Origin of the sequence: Mycolicibacterium duvalii (genome assembly GCF_010726645.1) — a bacterium.
Taxonomy (GTDB): Bacteria; Actinomycetota; Actinomycetes; order Mycobacteriales; family Mycobacteriaceae; genus Mycobacterium; species Mycobacterium duvalii.
This window is the reverse complement of the sequence record NZ_AP022563.1, coordinates 5,248,891-5,264,922: the sequence shown is the minus strand read 5'-3', so window position 1 is coordinate 5,264,922 and position 16,032 is coordinate 5,248,891. Positions and strand designations below refer to the sequence as shown.

The 16,032-nt window shown below is 67.1% G+C and carries 16 protein-coding genes; 8 read left to right on the top strand and 8 right to left on the bottom strand.

Annotation, left to right across the window (positions count from 1 at the left end; translation table 11 throughout):
• Window positions 1–5: 5 nt before the first annotated feature.
• Window positions 6–1,442: an APC family permease gene (locus tag G6N31_RS24995; protein ID WP_098003142.1), complete on the bottom strand. Its 1,437-nt coding sequence runs from the start codon at window positions 1,440–1,442 to the stop codon at window positions 6–8.
• A 28-nt stretch (window positions 1,443–1,470) separates the two neighbouring features.
• A complete protein-coding gene (locus tag G6N31_RS24990) occupies window positions 1,471–2,079 on the bottom strand; it encodes a TetR/AcrR family transcriptional regulator (protein ID WP_098003143.1) in 609 nt (202 codons plus the stop codon).
• Between the two features lie 72 nt (window positions 2,080–2,151).
• Here G6N31_RS24990 and G6N31_RS24985 point away from each other — a divergent pair, with 72 nt between their 5' ends.
• Window positions 2,152–2,979: an alpha/beta hydrolase gene (locus G6N31_RS24985; protein ID WP_179964238.1), complete on the top strand. Its 828-nt coding sequence runs from the start codon at window positions 2,152–2,154 to the stop codon at window positions 2,977–2,979.
• Here G6N31_RS24985 and purD read toward each other — a convergent pair.
• On the bottom strand, window positions 2,965–4,242 hold the full coding sequence (gene purD, locus G6N31_RS24980; RefSeq protein WP_098003144.1) for a phosphoribosylamine--glycine ligase: 1,278 nt from the start codon (window positions 4,240–4,242) through the stop codon (window positions 2,965–2,967). The two genes, G6N31_RS24985 and purD, sit on opposite strands and share 15 nt — an antisense overlap.
• A 106-nt stretch (window positions 4,243–4,348) precedes the next feature.
• Here purD and G6N31_RS24975 point away from each other — a divergent pair, with 106 nt between their 5' ends.
• Genes G6N31_RS24975 through G6N31_RS24965 form a run of 3 tightly spaced genes read left to right on the top strand, consistent with a single transcriptional unit; the run spans window position 4,349 to window position 6,969 of the window.
• The gene (locus G6N31_RS24975) at window positions 4,349–5,587 is read left to right on the top strand and encodes a cytochrome P450 (protein ID WP_098003267.1); all 1,239 of its coding nucleotides are present in this window, start codon (window positions 4,349–4,351) and stop codon (window positions 5,585–5,587) included.
• Window positions 5,588–5,596: 9 nt separating this feature from the next.
• Window positions 5,597–6,208, top strand: a complete 612-nt coding sequence (locus tag G6N31_RS24970; RefSeq protein WP_098003145.1) for a TetR/AcrR family transcriptional regulator — start codon at window positions 5,597–5,599, stop codon at window positions 6,206–6,208.
• A complete protein-coding gene (locus G6N31_RS24965) occupies window positions 6,205–6,969 on the top strand; it encodes an SDR family NAD(P)-dependent oxidoreductase (protein WP_098003146.1) in 765 nt (254 codons plus the stop codon). The genes G6N31_RS24970 and G6N31_RS24965 overlap by 4 nt, the downstream gene beginning before the upstream one ends.
• 11 nt (window positions 6,970–6,980) lie before the next feature.
• Here the strand turns inward: G6N31_RS24965 and G6N31_RS24960 are convergent, their stop codons facing one another.
• The 5 genes from G6N31_RS24960 to G6N31_RS24940 form a co-directional block, all read right to left on the bottom strand.
• Window positions 6,981–8,207, bottom strand: coding sequence for a hypothetical protein (locus tag G6N31_RS24960; RefSeq protein WP_098003147.1), 1,227 nt, complete (start codon window positions 8,205–8,207; stop codon window positions 6,981–6,983).
• A complete protein-coding gene (locus G6N31_RS24955; RefSeq protein ID WP_098003148.1) occupies window positions 8,197–8,652 on the bottom strand; it encodes a carboxymuconolactone decarboxylase family protein in 456 nt (151 codons plus the stop codon). The genes G6N31_RS24960 and G6N31_RS24955 overlap by 11 nt, the downstream gene beginning before the upstream one ends.
• A gap of 5 nt (window positions 8,653–8,657) precedes the next feature.
• Window positions 8,658–9,518 (bottom strand): NAD(P)-dependent oxidoreductase, encoded by an 861-nt coding sequence (locus tag G6N31_RS24950; protein ID WP_098003149.1) that lies wholly within the window; start codon window positions 9,516–9,518, stop codon window positions 8,658–8,660.
• Window positions 9,515–10,276, bottom strand: a complete 762-nt coding sequence (locus G6N31_RS24945; RefSeq protein ID WP_098003150.1) for an SDR family oxidoreductase — start codon at window positions 10,274–10,276, stop codon at window positions 9,515–9,517. The genes G6N31_RS24950 and G6N31_RS24945 overlap by 4 nt, the downstream gene beginning before the upstream one ends.
• 85 nt (window positions 10,277–10,361) lie before the next feature.
• Window positions 10,362–11,831: an aldehyde dehydrogenase gene (locus G6N31_RS24940; RefSeq protein WP_098003151.1), complete on the bottom strand. Its 1,470-nt coding sequence runs from the start codon at window positions 11,829–11,831 to the stop codon at window positions 10,362–10,364.
• A 173-nt stretch (window positions 11,832–12,004) separates the two neighbouring features.
• On the opposite strand from G6N31_RS24940, the gene G6N31_RS24935 reads away from it, so the two are divergent.
• Genes G6N31_RS24935 through G6N31_RS24920 form a run of 4 tightly spaced genes read left to right on the top strand, consistent with a single transcriptional unit; the run spans window position 12,005 to window position 16,020 of the window.
• On the top strand, window positions 12,005–12,601 hold the full coding sequence (locus G6N31_RS24935) for a TetR/AcrR family transcriptional regulator (RefSeq protein WP_098003152.1): 597 nt from the start codon (window positions 12,005–12,007) through the stop codon (window positions 12,599–12,601).
• Window positions 12,601–13,803 (top strand): cytochrome P450, encoded by a 1,203-nt coding sequence (locus G6N31_RS24930; RefSeq protein ID WP_098003153.1) that lies wholly within the window; start codon window positions 12,601–12,603, stop codon window positions 13,801–13,803. Before G6N31_RS24935 ends, G6N31_RS24930 begins: the two co-directional genes overlap by 1 nt.
• A gap of 37 nt (window positions 13,804–13,840) precedes the next feature.
• A complete protein-coding gene (locus tag G6N31_RS24925; RefSeq protein WP_098003154.1) occupies window positions 13,841–14,665 on the top strand; it encodes an SDR family oxidoreductase in 825 nt (274 codons plus the stop codon).
• Window positions 14,662–16,020 (top strand): lanosterol 14-alpha demethylase, encoded by a 1,359-nt coding sequence (locus G6N31_RS24920; RefSeq protein WP_098003155.1) that lies wholly within the window; start codon window positions 14,662–14,664, stop codon window positions 16,018–16,020. Before G6N31_RS24925 ends, G6N31_RS24920 begins: the two co-directional genes overlap by 4 nt.
• The last annotated feature ends 12 nt before the right edge of the window (window positions 16,021–16,032 follow it).

Genomic DNA, 16,032 nt, shown 5'->3' with positions numbered 1-16,032 from the left:
CGCCCCTAATCCGGACCCGAGCCCAGGTGCGCCGGATCGGTGATGTGCCCGTCGCGGATACCGAGTTGACGGTTGATCGCCTGGGTCAGGAAGAACAGCAGGATCCCGATGACGACCAGTCCCCCGGCCACGATGTACTGCTGAGCGGGGCGGCCCGACAGCGGGGTCACCAGATACAGCGAGGCGAAGAATCCGATGACCGGCAGCGCCGTCGGCGTCCGGAAATGTCCGCCCTCCCGGCGCACGTCTCGTCGCAGCACCAACACCGCGACGTTGACCATCGCGAACACCGTCAGCAGCAGCAGGCTCGTGGTGCCGCCCAGCACCGCGATGGCGTTGCTGCTCGCGGCGGTGCTGACGTAGATGATCAACCCGAACGCGATGGCGGTGGTGAAGATGATGGCCACCCAAGGAGAACGGCGGGTCGGGTGCACATTGCCCAGCACCGGCGGCAGGACGTGCTGGCGGGCCATGCCGTAGATCAGTCGGCTGGCCATCAGCATGTTGATCAGCGCGGTGTTCGCCACCGCGAACATCGTGATGAACGGCAGGATCGCATCGATGGGCAGTCCGGGCGCGCCGGCCTTGACCACCTCGACGAGCGGGGTGTCACTGGCCTCGAGCACACCGACGGGCACCAATGCCACCGCGACGATGGAGATCAGCACGTAGACCACGCCGGCGATGCCCAAGCCGGACAACAGGATCTTCGGGAAGGTCCGGATCGGATCCTTGGTCTCCTCGGCCATGTTCACCGAGTCCTCGAAGCCCACCATTGCGAAGAAGGCCAGCGATGTCGCAGCCGTCACCGCCAGGAACGCGTTCTTCTCGTCCTCGGTCTCGAACGCGACCACCCGGGAGAAGTCGATGTCGGTGCCGCGGGTGAAGGCCCAGAAGCCGACCATCACCACGACCACCAGGCCGGTGATCTCGATGATGGTCAGGACGACGTTGAGCTTGACGCTCTCGCCGACACCGCGGTAGTTGATCGCGGCCAGCGCCGCCATGAAGCCCAACGCCAGCAGGGCGACGCCGACCTTCGACGTCTCGATCCCCGTGCCCTCGTAGAAGTTGGCCGCAAAGGCTCTGGAAGCCGTTGAGGCCGAGGTGATTCCCGAACACATCACAATGAACGCGACCAGAAAGGTGACGAAGTGGACGCCGAAAGCCTTGTGCGCGTAGAGCGCTGCGCCGGCGGCCTGGGGGTACTTGGTGACCAGCTCCAGGTAGCTGAACGCGGTGATCGTGGCGATGGCGAACGCGACCAGGAACGGCAGCCACGCGGCCCCTCCGACCTCACCGGCCACGTCACCGACCAGCGCGTAGACACCGGTGCCGAGGATGTCGCCGACGACGAACAGCAGCAGCAAGCCGGGACCCATCACCCGTTTCAATTGCGGCTGCTCGCTCCGCCCGCTCGCATCGGCCACCGATTCCCCCATCACGCCTCCCAGGTCGTTTCGCGTCGCACTAGTGGAATGGTGCGAGCACGTCGATGACGTCGATCAACGTGGCTCTGGCCGTCTCGCGTGGCCCGGTACCGTCGCCGACCATCGCCGCAACCACGGCGCCGTCGACGGCACACACTAATGCGGTCAGCATGTCGGCGCGCACCGAGCGCCCCGATCTCTCCACCACTTCGACCACGGCATCGGTGCGTTGCTTGAGAATCCGCCGCTGGATATCGCGCAAACTCGGCTGTCGAGCACACGCGATGTAGCGCTCGTACCGGGAAACCAACAGTTCGGTGGCGCGCTCCGGGCTGTCACCGACAAGCAGATCGACCAGGATGTCGGCGGTCGATTCGGCTCCGCGCCGCCGCCGCGACAACGCGGAGACCCGGTCTTTGAGCTGCTGGGCTTCACGCAGTCCGATGAGTTCGACGGCACTGGCGATCAATTCGTCCAGCGAAGAAAAGTAGTAGGTCGTGGAGGCCAGCGGCAGCCCGGCCCGACGCGCCACCGCGCGGTGCCGGACGGCGTCGAAACCACCCTCGCACAGCAGATCAGCAGCGGCGCTGACCAGCGCATATCGTCGACGCTCCCCTTTGGGAGTGACCGCTGCCGTCACATTGAGCATGGTGCCAGTCGGGGGCGGTCGGCATCGGGCTTTCGGCAATTCACCCACGCACTGCCTGGCCGCGCGGCTGGCATGATGACCGCCATGCCGATGCTGTGCCGCCGAGAACTCCTGTCCCTCGGTCTGCGGGTCGGTCTGGGTGCCGTGGCCGCCGCGGCGGTGACGGCCCCGCCGGCGGCTGCCGCACCCGCACCGACCTTCGCCTCCGGTGCGTTCCCCTCCGCGGCCCGCGGCGGCGTCGGCACCGGGTGGATGCTCGCGCGGCCACCCGGGCAGGACCGGCCGCTGCGCCCGGTGATCCTGCTGCACGGCAAGGACTCCACCGCCGCGGGCGTGATGTCGATGGGTGTCGAGCAGTTTCTCGCCGACGCCGTCGCCGCCGGATTGCCCCCGTTCGCGATGGCCGCCGTCGACGGCGGCAACGGGTACTGGCACCGCCGTGCCTCCGGTGACGACCCGGCCGCGATGGTGCTCGACGAGTTCCTGCCGCTGTTGGCCGACCAGGGCCTGGACACCTCGCGGGTGGCGTTTCTGGGCTGGTCGATGGGCGGCTACGGCGCGATGCTGCTGGGATCGCGGCTGGGCGCTGCCCGCACCGCGGCGATCTGCGCCGTCAGCCCGGCGTTGTGGACATCGCCGGCAGCAGCCGCCCCAGGTGCGTTCGACGGCGCGCAGGACTACGCCGCCAACAGCGTGTGGGGACTGGCCGAACTCGACCGCATACCGCTGCGCATCGACTGCGGCGACGACGACCCGTTCGCCGGCGCCACACGACAGTTCATCGATCAGCTGGCAACGCCACCGGCCGGCGGCTTCTCCCCCGGCGGGCACAACAGCGGGTACTGGTCCTCACAGCTGACATCGCAGATGAGCTGGATCGCGCCGCTACTGACCGCCTAGGCCGATCGCGCCGTCTGCCGCGGCCTGCCCGATGTCGCGGCGAAAGTGCCCGCCGGGCAAACGGATACCGTCGATGGTGGCGTAGGCACTGCGCCGGGCTTCGGCCAGATCCGCGCCGGTGCCCACCACCGACAGCACCCGTCCGCCGGAGGACACCAGCGCGCCGTCGTCGCGGCGCGCGGTCCCGGCGTGCAGCACCCCGTCGCGATCCGCGCCGGCGATGACGTCGCCGACCCGGGGACGGCCCGGATAGTTCTCGGCGGCCAGCACCACCGTCACGGCGGACCCGTCGCGCCACTGCAGCGGCGCTATGCCGGCCAGGTGCCCGGTGGCGGCGGCCAGCAGCACCTGCCCCAGCGGGGACTCCAGGAGCGCCAACACCGCCTGGGTCTCGGGATCGCCGAAGCGGCAGTTGAACTCGACGACCGCGGGACCGTCTGCGGTGATGGCCAGCCCGGCGTAGAGCAGACCGCTGAACGGGCAGTCGCGTCGGACGAGTTCGGACGCAACAGGTTTGACGATCTCGTCGACGATGCGCGCGGTCATGCCGGCAGACAGCCACGGCAGGGGCGTGTAGGCCCCCATGCCGCCGGTGTTTGGGCCGGTGTCGCCGTCGCCGACGCGCTTGAAGTCCTGCGCGGGCAGCAGCGGCACCACCGTCTCGCCGTCGACGACGCAGAACAGGGACACCTCCGGTCCGTCGAGGAACGATTCCAGCAGCACCGGGTGCCCCGCTTCGAGCAGGCCGGCAGCATGCGCCCTCGCGGCGTCACGGTCCGCACTGACCACCACGCCCTTGCCGGCGGCCAGCCCGTCGTCCTTGACCACCCACGCACGTTGGCCCGCGGCAGGCCCGAACCGGTCGAGTGCCGCGTCGAGGTGGGCGGGGTTGTCCACGATCTCGCTGCCGGCGGTCCGCACCCCGGCGGCGGTCATCACATCTTTGGCGAACGCCTTGGACCCTTCGATGCGCGCCGCGTCGCGGGTCGGCCCGAAGCAGGCGATCCCGGCGGCGCGCACCGCGTCGGCCACGCCGAGCACCAGGGGCACCTCGGGGCCGATGACGACGAGGTCGGCACCGACCCGTTGAGCCAGAGCGGTCACCGCGTCGCCGGAGGTGACGTCCACGTCGTACTGATCGGCGACGGCTGCGGTTCCGGCGTTGCCGGGCGCCACCGACAGGCCGTCGACCTGCGGGTCGCGCCGCAATGCCAGCAGCAGCGCATGTTCACGGGCTCCGGATCCGATTACCAGGACGTGCACAGGTGCACACCTTATCGGCTGTCGCCCCAGACCCCCGGACCATACACCTTGCTGTCAGAGTGTATGGTCATGGTGAGTGCTGTACGTCACACCCCGGGAGGACGCCATGACGACCCAGAGTTGCCCGTTCCTACCGAACGGCTACGACTTCACCGACCCGGACGTGCTGCTGCACGGCATCCCGGTCGCCGAGTTCGCCCAGCTACGTAAGACCGCACCGGTGTGGTGGAACGAGCAGGGCGAGTCGATCTTCGACGACGGCGGGTACTGGGTGATCTCGCGGCACGAGGACATCAAGGACATCTCCCGCAACAGCGCGCTGTGGTCCACCAACGCCAAAGGCGCGGTGATGCGGCTACCCGAGGGCGTCACCGCCGAGCAGTTGGATCTGACGAAAGCGCTGTTGATCAACCACGACGCGCCCGAGCACACCCGCCTGCGCAAGATCGTCTCGCGACTGTTCACGCCGCGGGCCATCGCGGGCATGGAGGCCAAGCTGGCGGGCGCCGCCCGTGACATCGTGGCCGCCGCGGCGGCGAAGGACTCCGGCAACTTCGTGGACGATGTCGCGATGATGCTGCCGTTGCAGGCGATCGCCGACCTGATCGGCGTGCCCGAGGCCGACCGGGAGAAGTTGTTCCACTGGACCAACTGCATCATGAACACCGACGACCCGGACTTCGATTCCGACCCCACGGTGGCCAACGCCGAGTTGATGGGCTACGCGTACGCGATGGCCGAGCAGCGGCGCCGCTGTCCGGCCGACGACATCGTGACCCGCCTGGTCCAGGCCGGCAGCGACGAGGAGGGCGGCGATGCGCTGGGCGAGGTCGAGTTCGCGTTCTTCGTGATCCTCCTCGCGGTGGCCGGCAACGAGACCACCCGCAACGCAATGACCCACGGCATGAACGCGTTTCTCGAAAACCCGGATCAATGGGAGCTTTTCAAGCGCGAGCGGCCCGATACCGCCGTCGACGAGATCATCCGCTGGGCCACCCCGGTGCACTGCTTCCAGCGCACCGCACTCGACGACGTCGAGATCGGCGGGGTGACCATCGCCAAGGGTCAGCGGGCGGGGCTCTTCTACAGTTCGGCGAACTTCGACGAGGACGTCTTCGACCGGCCCTTCCAGTTCGACATCCTGCGCAATCCGAACCCGCACCTGGCGTTCGGCGGCAACGGGGCGCACTTCTGCATCGGCGCCAATCTGGCCCGGATGGAGATCAAGTTGATGTTCGACGAGATCGCCGACCAGATTCCCGACATTCGCAAGCTGGGCGAACCGCAGCGGCTGCGGTCCGGGTGGATCAACGGCGTGAAGGACCTGCAGGTCGCCTACCACTAGAGTGCCTTCGTGCGCACTCATGGTTGGTCCGGGGCCAAGCCTGCCTCGGACGAGGAGGCCGTGGCGCGCATCCTGACCGCTGCCGGCCAGGTCATCGAGGACCACGGCGCGGACTTCAGCATCAGCGATGTGGCACGCGTCGTCGGAGTCACCCGTCAGACCGTCTATCGGTACTTTCCGAGCACCGAGGCGCTGTTGGTGGCGGCCGCGGTGCACGCGGTGGACGGCTTCCTGGACCGCCTGGCGGCCCACCTCGCCGGGGTGCACGACCCAGCCGAGGCGGTGACCGAAGCGGTCGCGACGGCGTTGGAGTGGCTGCCCCGGGAGAAGTACATGGGGCTGCTCGTGGTTCCCGGCCGCGCCCGGCACGTCGAATCCGTCACCTCCGATGTGGCGCTGCGGTTCGCCCGCACCATGGTCGACCGCCTCGACGTCGACTGGAACGAGGCAGGCCTGCGTGGCGACGATCTCGATCAACTGGCCGAGCATCTGTTGCGCATCATCCAGTCGTTCGTGCTCGATCCGGGCCGACCACCGCGCGACGGCGACGCACTGCGTGCGTATCTGCGCCGGTGGGTCGGCGACACAGTGAAAACCGACCGCGAAGGACGTGAGCAATGACGGTATTGGACCAGTTCCGCCTCGACGACAAAGTCGTCATCATCACCGGTGCCTCCTCGGGCCTCGGGGTGTCGTTCGCCGAAGCCTGCGCGCAAGCCGGCGCCGACGTCGTACTGGCCGCGCGTCGCGCCGACAAGCTCACCGATACGGCCGCGCTGGTCGAGCAGGCGGGTCGGCGCTGTTTGACGGTGCCGACCGATGTCGCCGATCCGGCACAGTGCACCGCGTTGGCCGAGGCCGCGATGAAGGAGTTCGGGCACGTCGACGTGCTGGTCAACAACGCCGGCGTGGGCACCGCGGTCCCGGCGCTGCGGGAATCTCCGGAGCAGTTCGAGAAGGTCATCGACATCAACCTGAACGGTTCTTATTGGGTTGCGCAGGCCTGTGGGCGCGTCATGGCGCCCGGCAGTTCGATCGTCAACATCGCCAGCATCCTGGGCATCACCACCGCGGGACTGCCCCAGGCCGCCTACGCCGCTTCAAAGGCCGCCGTGATCGGCTTGACGCGGGACCTGGCCCAGCAGTGGGGGCACCGAAAAGGTATCCGGGTCAACGCGATCGCGCCCGGGTTCTTCGAATCCGAGATGACCGATGAATATGCGCCGGGTTACATCGAGCGCATGCTGGAGGAGCGCGTCGTCCTCAAGCGCGTGGGCGCGCCGGCGGAGCTGTCGGCGACGTTGGTCTGGCTCGCCTCGGCCGCCGGCGGCTACGTCTGCGGGCAGACGATCGTCGTCGACGGCGGCGTGACCATCACCTAGAGCACCGTCACCTAGAGCACCGTCAGCGGCAACGACTTACGGTCCTGGAATTCCCAGGAGGCTCCGCCGCTGACCTTGGTCACCGAGACCTCGGGCAGTTCCGCTGCCGCCGTGTCGGTTTCGCCGAACCGCACGGTCCAGTCGGTCTCGGTTCCGGCCACCTCGGCGCGCAGATGCGGGTCGACGGCTGCGGCGATGGCCTGCAATGGAAGGTCGGCGACCGGGGACACGAGCGAGATCCAGGCACCGTCCTCGTGCGCCGGCGAGCGCCGCACGTGGATGTATCCGGGGTCGATGCCGGCGTGCACATAAGCCGCGGGGTTGAGCAGCGGGTGCAGTTCGAGTACCCGTAACGCTCCGGCGGGTCCGTCGGGCAGGTCGAGTGCCTTGTGGATTCGTTCGGCCGCGACTCCGGCGATGCCGATCAGTTGCTTGGTCCGGATCGAATCAGCCAGCGCTGCATCATCTTTGGCGCGGGCCTGGACCGCCAGGTTGAACGACAGCACCAGCAGGTGCATCTGCAGGCACACTTCGTCGGCGATACGTACCAGCGCCGAATGGGAGAATGCACCGAAATCCAGATCGGACAGCAGCGGGCCCGAGTAGTCGGCCATGCCGTCATCGTTCGGGTCGATCGGCGCGAGCTCGGTGTTATAGGCGCGGCTGGCGCCCACGATGTCGAGCTGGGGAATGAATCCGACCTCCGGGTGGGACTCGTCGATGGTCACCGTCCACCGGCAATGCGGGTGGCGGTCGGCGGGGTTACGGGGCGGCCGGTGGACGGGCCGCACCTGACACCTGCGGTTGGTCGCCAGCGCGGTGGCGTCGAAGGTCGGGTCTTCGATGTCGTGGCACATGCCGCGGACGTAGTCCTCGCCCATCGGCTCGACGTCGAGCAGCGCGCCACAGTGGTCGAGGTGGAACTCACCGTGCCAGCGGTCGTGCACGGTGTAGCGGAAGTCCATGAACTGCGGCGGAGCGCCGATATCCAGCTGCAGCCCTTTGAAGATGGTGATGACGTCGACGCCTTCGTAGTTCAGCGCCTTCTGCATCCGCTTCGTGTAGAGCGGGCTGGAGCCGGCCCACTCCTCGATGGCGATCTGCAGCATCTCCTCGCGCCCGAAGCTGGAGATACACCAGGCCATTCCGGAGCGGTCGATGAGCTGGCCGATCAGCAGCAACTCGGGGACCAGCGTCGCGAGCTCGCCGCGCGACAGCGCGGCGTACCTACTCATCATGGACCGTGCCTCCGGAGTGCATCCGGACCGCGGCATTGACGTTGGCCCGCTTGTCTTCGGCCGTGTCCTTCCCCGCGCCTTTCTCCGCAGCCTTCTGCCGCTGCTTGGCCACCTTCGAGACGGCCCCGTCGAGCTTGGAGCCCAGCGGGAAGCCGAGATAGTGGGTCAGGAAGACGGCCATCTCCTTGAGCTCGGAGACGGTGAGCTCCTCGTTGGCCAACGCGGCGTTGATCTGGATCTCGGCCAGGTCCGAGTTGCCCAGCGCGGTCACGGCGGTCAGGGTGAGCATCCGCTTGTCGCGCATCGACAGTCCGGGGCGGGTCCAGATGGTTCCGAAGAGGTGTTCCACCGTGAGGTCGAAGTACGGGTCGCCCTGGATGTCGGGCATCTCCCAGCCGTACACCTCGTTCATCTTCTCGAGGCCTTTGCGGCGCACGTCATCCATCGCGACTACTCCTTCGTGCTCGACGAGGTGTGGGGCACACCGAGTCCGGCGGCCAGGTCCCGCAGGGCGATCTCGGCAAGCGGCAGCGCTACGCCGGTGGCTTCGCCTAGTCCGAGTGCGAGTTTGAGATCCTTTTCGGCCAGGCCTCGGGTGTGGACGAACATGTCGTACAGGAAGTGGTCGGGCTCCAGGGGTTTCATGTCGTCGCGCACCATGATCGCGCCCGGTCCGCCGCTCTGCGCGTCGCTGTGGCGCACCACCCGTCCCAACTTCTGCAGGTCGATCCCTGCCGCCTCGGCCAGCCTCATCGCTTCGCATGCCGCCGTGAAGCCGATGAACGTCAACATGTTGCGTGCCAGCTTCATCCGGGTGCCAGCTCCGGGCTCGCCGGCCCGGACCACCAGCGACGCCCACTGCTTGAAGACCGGCTTGACCAACTCGTAGGCCTCGTCGTCCGCACCGACCATCACCGCGAGTTCACCCTTGTCGGCGGCGCCGGCGCCGCCGCTGACCGGGGCGTCGACAATGTGGATACCGTTGGGCCGCACCTGCTCGGCCAACTCGCCGGCGGTCTCGGGTTCGATCGTGGAGTGGATGGCGATGACGGTGCCCGGCTTGGCATGCGCCGCGAGCTCGCCGACGACGTCGCGCACCTGCGCATCGTTGAGCACGGTGACGCTGATGACGTCGGCGGTGGCGACATCAGCCACGCTGTCGGCGAGTGTCGCCCCCAGCTCGGCCAGCGGTGCCATCGCCTCGGCCCGCACATCGAACACCATCAGCCCACCGGGCCAGTCGGCCAGGCGTCTGGCCATCGGGGCGCCCTGGTTACCCAATCCGATGTAGCCGAGCTTGATGTCGGTCATCTGATGATCTGTCCGCCGTCGACGTTGAAGATCTGGCCGGTGATCCATTTGGCCTGATCGGAGAGCAGGAACAGCAGCATTCCCACGAGGTCCTCGGGCTCCCCCATGCGCGAGAGCGGAATTCCCTTGACGATCTCGGCGACCATCTCCTGCGGCGTGGTGGTGCGGTTGGCCTCGGTGTCGATGGGTCCCGGTGCGATCGCGTTGACGCGGATGTTCTGACCACCCAGCTCGGTGGCCAGCTGCTGGGTAAGGCCGTTGATCCCGACCTTGGCCAGCCCATAGAAGTTGGAGTAGAGCCACGCCGCGGTCGACGACTGGTTGACGATCGCGCCGCCACCCCGCTTGGCCATCTTCCTGTATACCGCTCGGGTACACACCAGCGCACCGTCGAGGTTCACGCTCATGAACTTCTTGTAGTACTCCCAGTCGACGGTGATCAGGAAGTCGAGCTTCATCCCGCCGAAGATCGCCGCATTGTTGACCAGGTAGTCGATCCCGCCGAACTCCGAGAGTGTCTGCGCAGCCATCTCTTTGGCAGAGTCGGGTTCGCTGACGTCCACGCGGACGGCCAGCGCGTTGCCGCCCTCGCCCGTGATGCCGTCGGCCACCTTCTGCGCGCCGTCGAGGTTGATGTCGGCGACGACGACGGCGGCCCCCTCACGGGCGAGCGCCTCGGCGTACGCCTGCCCGATGCCGCCGCCGGCACCGGTGACGATGGCCACCTTGTCCTTGAACTGATCTCCGTAAAGCCCCATTGCTATCCTCTCGTGCCGCCGAGTGTCGAGTTGTTGCACGCTTTTCGTCGGTAAGCGAGCCAAAACTCAACGTTCGGCGGGTTGGTCATTGTGCTGCCGTCGCGATCGCCTTGATCTCGAGGTACTCCTCGAAACCGGCGAGGCCCATCTCCCGGCCGATGCCGGATTGTTTGTAACCGCCGAACGGCATGTCCGCCGAATACCACACGCCGCCGTTGATGTTGACCGTGCCGACCCGCAGCCGGGCCGCGACGGCGTTGGCGCGATCGAGGTCCGGGGAGAAGACCGTGCCCGAGAGCCCGTACGGCGAGTCGTTGGCGATGCGCACCGCGTCGTCGTCGCCGTCGTGGGCGATCACGGTCAGTACCGGCCCGAAGATCTCCTCGCGCGAGACTTTGGCCGAGTTGTCCAGTCCGGCGATGACGGTGGGCTCGATGAAAAATCCGGTATCCCGGTCGGCCGGCCGACCGCCACCACAGGCGAACCGGCCGCCCTCGGCGATCGCCGAATCCAGGTAGCCCTGCACCCGGTCGCGCTGTCGCTCCGAGATCAACGGCCCGCAGATGGTTCCCGGGTCTGTCGGGTCCCCCGGCTTCAGCCCGGCCATGGTGGCCGCCGCGGCTTCCACGGCCTCGTCGTACCGGTCGCGCGGGACGACCAGCCGGGTGGTGATGGCACAGCCCTGACCGGCATGCATCGACACGGTGAAGCCCGCCATCGAGCAGGCGCCGGCCAGGTCGGCATCGTCGAGGACCAGGAATGCCGACTTACCGCCCAATTCGAGGAAGACCTTCTTCAGCGTCGCAGATCCGTCGGCCATCACCGCACGGCCGGTCGCCGTCGATCCGGTGAACGAAACCATGTCCACCCGAGGATCTTTCGACAACAGCGCACCCACACCGTGGTCGCTGGAGGTGACGATGTTCAGCACGCCGGCCGGGATGTCGGTGTGCTCACTGGCGAGTTCGCCGAGCACCGCGGCCGCCCACGGAGTGTCGGGTGCGGGCTTGAGCACCAGCGTGTTTCCGGCGGCCAGCGCCGGTCCGATCTTGGCGAGGTTGATCTGGTGCGGAAAATTCCACGGTGTGATCGCGCCGACCACCCCGACGGCTTCGCGGGCGATGCTGCGCCGGGTCTTGATGCCCATCGGCGAGGCGGTCCCGAGGTCGGTCGTCCACGGGTAGGACTCCGCGGTGTCGGCGCAGAAGCTCAGATCCTCCACCGGCCCTTCGAGCTGGGCCGCCGAGGTCAACATGCGGGGCGCGCCCACCTCGGCCATGGTCAGTTCGCGCAGCTCTTCGACGTGGTCCCGCATCGCCTGCTGGAGCTGGCGGATGCAGCGCACCCGCAGCTCGACGTCGGTCGACCAGTCGGTTTCGTCGAAGGCCCGCCGCGCGGCATCGATGGCCGCACTCATATCCGCGGTATCGGCGTCGGCGGCCACGCCGAGCGTTTCCTCGGTGGCGGGGTTGACGGTGGCGAAGGTCCCCGCACCGCCGGCGACGAGCTTGCCGTCGATGTACAGCTTGCTCTCACGATCGGCCAGGATTGCCATCCGACCTCCTGTTCTGGTTCTGGACAGCTGTCTGACTGGATTCCTTGAACCATAGCCCCCTACCCGAGACACAGGCAAGGACAGCCCGGTCCGGACCAGCCAATGCAGCACTATGAAAGGCGATTTCGCGGCCTCGCTTGCCGACGGCGACCCACTTCGGATACGTTGGACATGTGTCCAATGAAGCTGTTGCCGCCGTCACAGAGCAGGCACGGCAGACGCCGCGTAACCGCAGGCAGGAAGAGACCTTCCGCAAGGTGCTGGCCGCGGGCCAGGAAATGCTGCGCGAGACGTCGTACGCCGATCTGACGGTGCGGGCGGTCGCGGCACGCGCGAAGGTCGCCCCGGCGACGGCGTACACCTACTTCTCGTCGAAGAACCACCTGATCGCCGAGATCTACCTGAGCCTGGTGCAGCAGGTCGCGTACTACACCGACGTCAACGACAGCACGGTGGACCGGGTGGAGAAGACGCTGCGCAGCATGGCGCTCACGGTGGCCGATGAACCCGAGGTCGCGGCGGCGTGCACCACGGCGCTGCTGTCCGGCAACGATGCTGCGGTGCGGGCTGTCCGGGACCGGATCGGCGGCGAGATCCACCGACGCATCCGGGCTGCGGTCGGCCCCGACGCCGACCCGCGCACCCTGGCCGCGCTGGAGATGACCTTCTTCGGAGCGTTGGTCAACGCCGGCAGCGGCGTCTACACCTACCACCAGATCGCCGACCGCCTCAGCTACGTGGTCGGTCTCATCGTAGGAGACGACAGATAATGACGCTGAGCGAAGTGACGTTGGACCCCTACGACTACGACTTCCACGAGGATCCGTACCCGTACTATCAGCGGCTGCGCGACGAGGCGCCGCTGTACCGCAACGAGGAACTGGGTTTCTGGGCGTTGTCGCGGCACGCCGATGTGTTGCAGGGATTTCGCAACAGTTCGACGCTGTCGAACAAGTTCGGGGTGTCGCTGGACCCGGCGTCACGCGGCCCGCACGCGTCGAAGACCATGTCGTTCTTGGCCATGGACGACCCGGACCATCTGCGATTGCGGACCTTGGTGTCGAAGGGGTTCACGCCGCGGCGCATCCGGGAACTCGAACCGCGCGTCACCGAGATCGCCGTGGCTCACCTGGACACGATGTTGGAGAGCGCCGACGCAACCGTGGACTATGTCGACGAGTTCGCCGGCAAGCTGCCGATGGATGTCATCTCCGAGTTGATGGGCGTGCCGGAGGCCGATCGCGTTCAGGTCCGGGCCTGGGCGGATGCGGTGATGCACCGCGAGGAAGGCGTCACCGACGTTCCCGCCACGGCCATCGAAGCGTCGATCAACCTGTTCGTCTATTACCAGGAGATGGTCGCCGAGCGCCGCAAGAAGCTCACCGACGACCTGACCTCGGCGCTGCTGGAAGCCGAGATCGACGGCGACCGGCTGACCGACGACGAGATCATCGGTTTCATGTTCCTGATGGTGATCGCCGGGAACGAGACCACCACCAAACTCCTTGCCAATGCCGCTTTCTGGGGGCACCGAAACCCCGACCAGCTCACCCCGGTGTACGCCGACCTGGACCGGGTGTCCCTGTGGGTCGAGGAGACGCTGCGCTATGACACCTCGAGCCAGATCCTGGCGCGCACGGTCTCGGGCGAGCTGACGCTCTACGACACCCGCATCCCCGAAGGCGATGTGGTGCTGTTACTTCCGGGTTCGGCGCACCGTGACGAGCGCGCCTTCGAGAACCCCGACCAGTACCTCATCGGTCGCGAGATCGGCTCCAAACTCATGAGTTTCGGCAGTGGCGCCCACTTCTGCCTCGGCGCGCACCTGGCACGCATGGAGGCCCGGGTGGCGCTGACCGAGTTGTTCAAGCGAATCCGCGGATACGAGGTCGACGAGGCCAACGCCGTCCGCGTTCACTCCAGCAATGTCCGCGGGTTCGCTCATCTTCCGATTTCGGTGTCCCGCCGATGACGCCCGTGTCCGTCCAGAACCGCTGAAAGATTCTCTGATGCCCCGTTTTGACCCCCTGCCCGACCGGCGGCCCACCCTGGTCGCCGGCGCCTCGTCCGGAATCGGCGAGGCCACCGCGATCGAGATGGCGTCGCGCGGCTTTCCGGTCGCGCTCGGCGCCCGCCGCGTCGAGAAGTGCCAGGAGACTGTCGACAAGATTCGCGCCGACGGCGGTGAGGCCATTGCGGTGCACCTCGACGTCACCGATCCGCAGTCGGTGAAAGCCGCGGTGGCGGAGACGACGTCGCAACTCGGCGACATCGAGATCCTGGTCGCCGGGGCCGGTGACACCTACTTCGGCAAGTTGGACGCGATCAGCACCGAGGATTTCGAATCGCAGGTCCAGATCCACCTGATCGGTGCCAACCGCGTCGCCCGCGCCGTGATATCCGGAATGATCGAACGCCGGCGCGGGGATCTGATCTTCGTCGGATCCGATGTGGCGCTGCGGCAGCGGCCCCACATGGGTGCTTACGGGGCCGCCAAAGCGGGCCTGGTCGCGATGGTCACCAACTACCAGATGGAGCTCGAGGGCACCGGGGTCCGCGCATCGATCGTGCACCCGGGACCGACCAAGACCTCGATGGGCTGGAGCCTGCCGGCCGAGTTGATCGGGCCCGCGCTCGAGGACTGGGCCAAGTGGGGCCAGGCCCGCCACGACTATTTCCTGCGTGCCGCCGACCTGGCCCGCGCCATCACCTTCGTGGCCGAGACCCCGCGCGGCGGGTTCATCGCGAGCATGGAACTGCAGCCCGAGGCTCCGCTTGCGACGGTCACCGACCGCCAACAACTGAAGGTCGACGAGGAGGCGCTCAAGTCATGACCGCGATCAAGGAAGTGCAGCGGGTATCCGGTGGCGACGAGGAACACGGCCACCTCGAGGAGTTCCGCACCGACCCGATCGGTCTGATGAAACGGGTCCGCGAGGAGTGCGGGGACGTCGGCTGGTTCCAGCTCGCCGGCAAGCAGGTGGTGTTGCTCTCGGGCGCCGAGGCCAACGAGTTCTTCTTCCGGTCCACTGACAGCGAACTCAACCAGGCCGAGGCCTACCCGTTCATGACGCCGATCTTCGGGGAGGGCGTGGTTTTCGACGCCGACCCCGAACGCCGCGCCGAGATGCTGCACAACACCGCGCTGCGCGGCGAGCAGATGAAGGGCCACGCCGCCACCATCGAGGCCGAGGTCCGCAAGATGATCGCCGACTGGGGCGACGAAGGCGAGATCGAGCTGCTGGACTTCTTCTCCGAGCTGACGATCTACACCTCCACCGCGTGCCTGATCGGGCTGAAGTTCCGCGACCAGTTGGATTCGCGTTTCGCCAACTACTACCACCTCCTCGAGCGCGGTACCGACCCGCTCTGCTACGTCGACCCGTACCTGCCGATCGAGAGCTTCCGCATCCGCGACGAGGCCCGGGCCAGCCTGGTCGAGTTGGTCCAGGAGGTCATGCACGGGCGAATCGCCAACCCGCCCAGCGACAAGAGCGATCGCGACCTGCTCGACGTGCTGGTGTCGGTCAAGGACGACGACGGCAACCCGCGGTTCTCGGCCGACGAGGTCACCGGCATGTTCATCTCGTTGATGTTCGCCGGGCACCACACCAGCTCGGGCACCTCGTCCTGGACGCTGATCGAGTTGCTGCGGCACCCGGAGTTCTACGCCAAGGTCCAGCAGGAGCTCGATGACCTGTACGCAGACGGCCAGGAGGTGAGTTTCCATGCGCTGCGCCAGATCCCCCATCTGGACAATGCGCTCAAAGAGACGCTCCGCCTGCACCCACCGCTGATCATCCTGATGCGGGTGGCCCAGGACGAGTTCGAGGTCGCCGGGTATCCGATCCACAAGGGCCAGATGGTCGCGGCTTCTCCGGCCATCTCCAACCGGATTCCCGAGGACTTTCCCGAGCCGGACGCGTTCGACCCCGACCGCTACGAGAAACCGCGCCAGGAAGATCTGATCAACCGCTGGACCTGGATTCCGTTCGGAGCCGGCAAGCACCGCTGCGTCGGTGCCGCATTCGCGCAGATGCAGATCAAGGCGATCTTCTCGGTGCTTCTGCGCGAGTACGAGTTCGAGATGGCGCAGCCGCCCGAGAGCTATCGCAACGACCACTCGAAGATGGTCGTGCAGCTGGCACGGCCGGCGAAGGTGACGTACCGCAAACGGGTGAAAGACTGACGGGTTTTTCTG

What these genes read in the sequence shown, in the direction of transcription:
- G6N31_RS24940 (WP_098003151.1), bottom strand. Translation starts at nt 11,831, where the DNA reads ATGGCAATCCTGGCCGATCGTGAGAGCAAGCTGTACATCGACGGCAAG.
- G6N31_RS24920 (WP_098003155.1), top strand. Translation starts at nt 14,662, where the DNA reads ATGACCGCGATCAAGGAAGTGCAGCGGGTATCCGGTGGCGACGAGGAA.
- G6N31_RS24985 (WP_179964238.1), top strand. Translation starts at nt 2,152, where the DNA reads ATGATGACCGCCATGCCGATGCTGTGCCGCCGAGAACTCCTGTCCCTC.
- G6N31_RS24960 (WP_098003147.1), bottom strand. Translation starts at nt 8,207, where the DNA reads ATGATGAGTAGGTACGCCGCGCTGTCGCGCGGCGAGCTCGCGACGCTG.
- G6N31_RS24965 (WP_098003146.1), top strand. Translation starts at nt 6,205, where the DNA reads ATGACGGTATTGGACCAGTTCCGCCTCGACGACAAAGTCGTCATCATC.
- G6N31_RS24995 (WP_098003142.1), bottom strand. Translation starts at nt 1,442, where the DNA reads ATGGGGGAATCGGTGGCCGATGCGAGCGGGCGGAGCGAGCAGCCGCAA.
- G6N31_RS24950 (WP_098003149.1), bottom strand. Translation starts at nt 9,518, where the DNA reads ATGACCGACATCAAGCTCGGCTACATCGGATTGGGTAACCAGGGCGCC.
- G6N31_RS24945 (WP_098003150.1), bottom strand. Translation starts at nt 10,276, where the DNA reads ATGGGGCTTTACGGAGATCAGTTCAAGGACAAGGTGGCCATCGTCACC.
- G6N31_RS24975 (WP_098003267.1), top strand. Translation starts at nt 4,349, where the DNA reads ATGACGACCCAGAGTTGCCCGTTCCTACCGAACGGCTACGACTTCACC.
- G6N31_RS24925 (WP_098003154.1), top strand. Translation starts at nt 13,841, where the DNA reads ATGCCCCGTTTTGACCCCCTGCCCGACCGGCGGCCCACCCTGGTCGCC.
- G6N31_RS24990 (WP_098003143.1), bottom strand. Translation starts at nt 2,079, where the DNA reads ATGCTCAATGTGACGGCAGCGGTCACTCCCAAAGGGGAGCGTCGACGA.
- G6N31_RS24955 (WP_098003148.1), bottom strand. Translation starts at nt 8,652, where the DNA reads ATGGATGACGTGCGCCGCAAAGGCCTCGAGAAGATGAACGAGGTGTAC.
- G6N31_RS24930 (WP_098003153.1), top strand. Translation starts at nt 12,601, where the DNA reads ATGACGCTGAGCGAAGTGACGTTGGACCCCTACGACTACGACTTCCAC.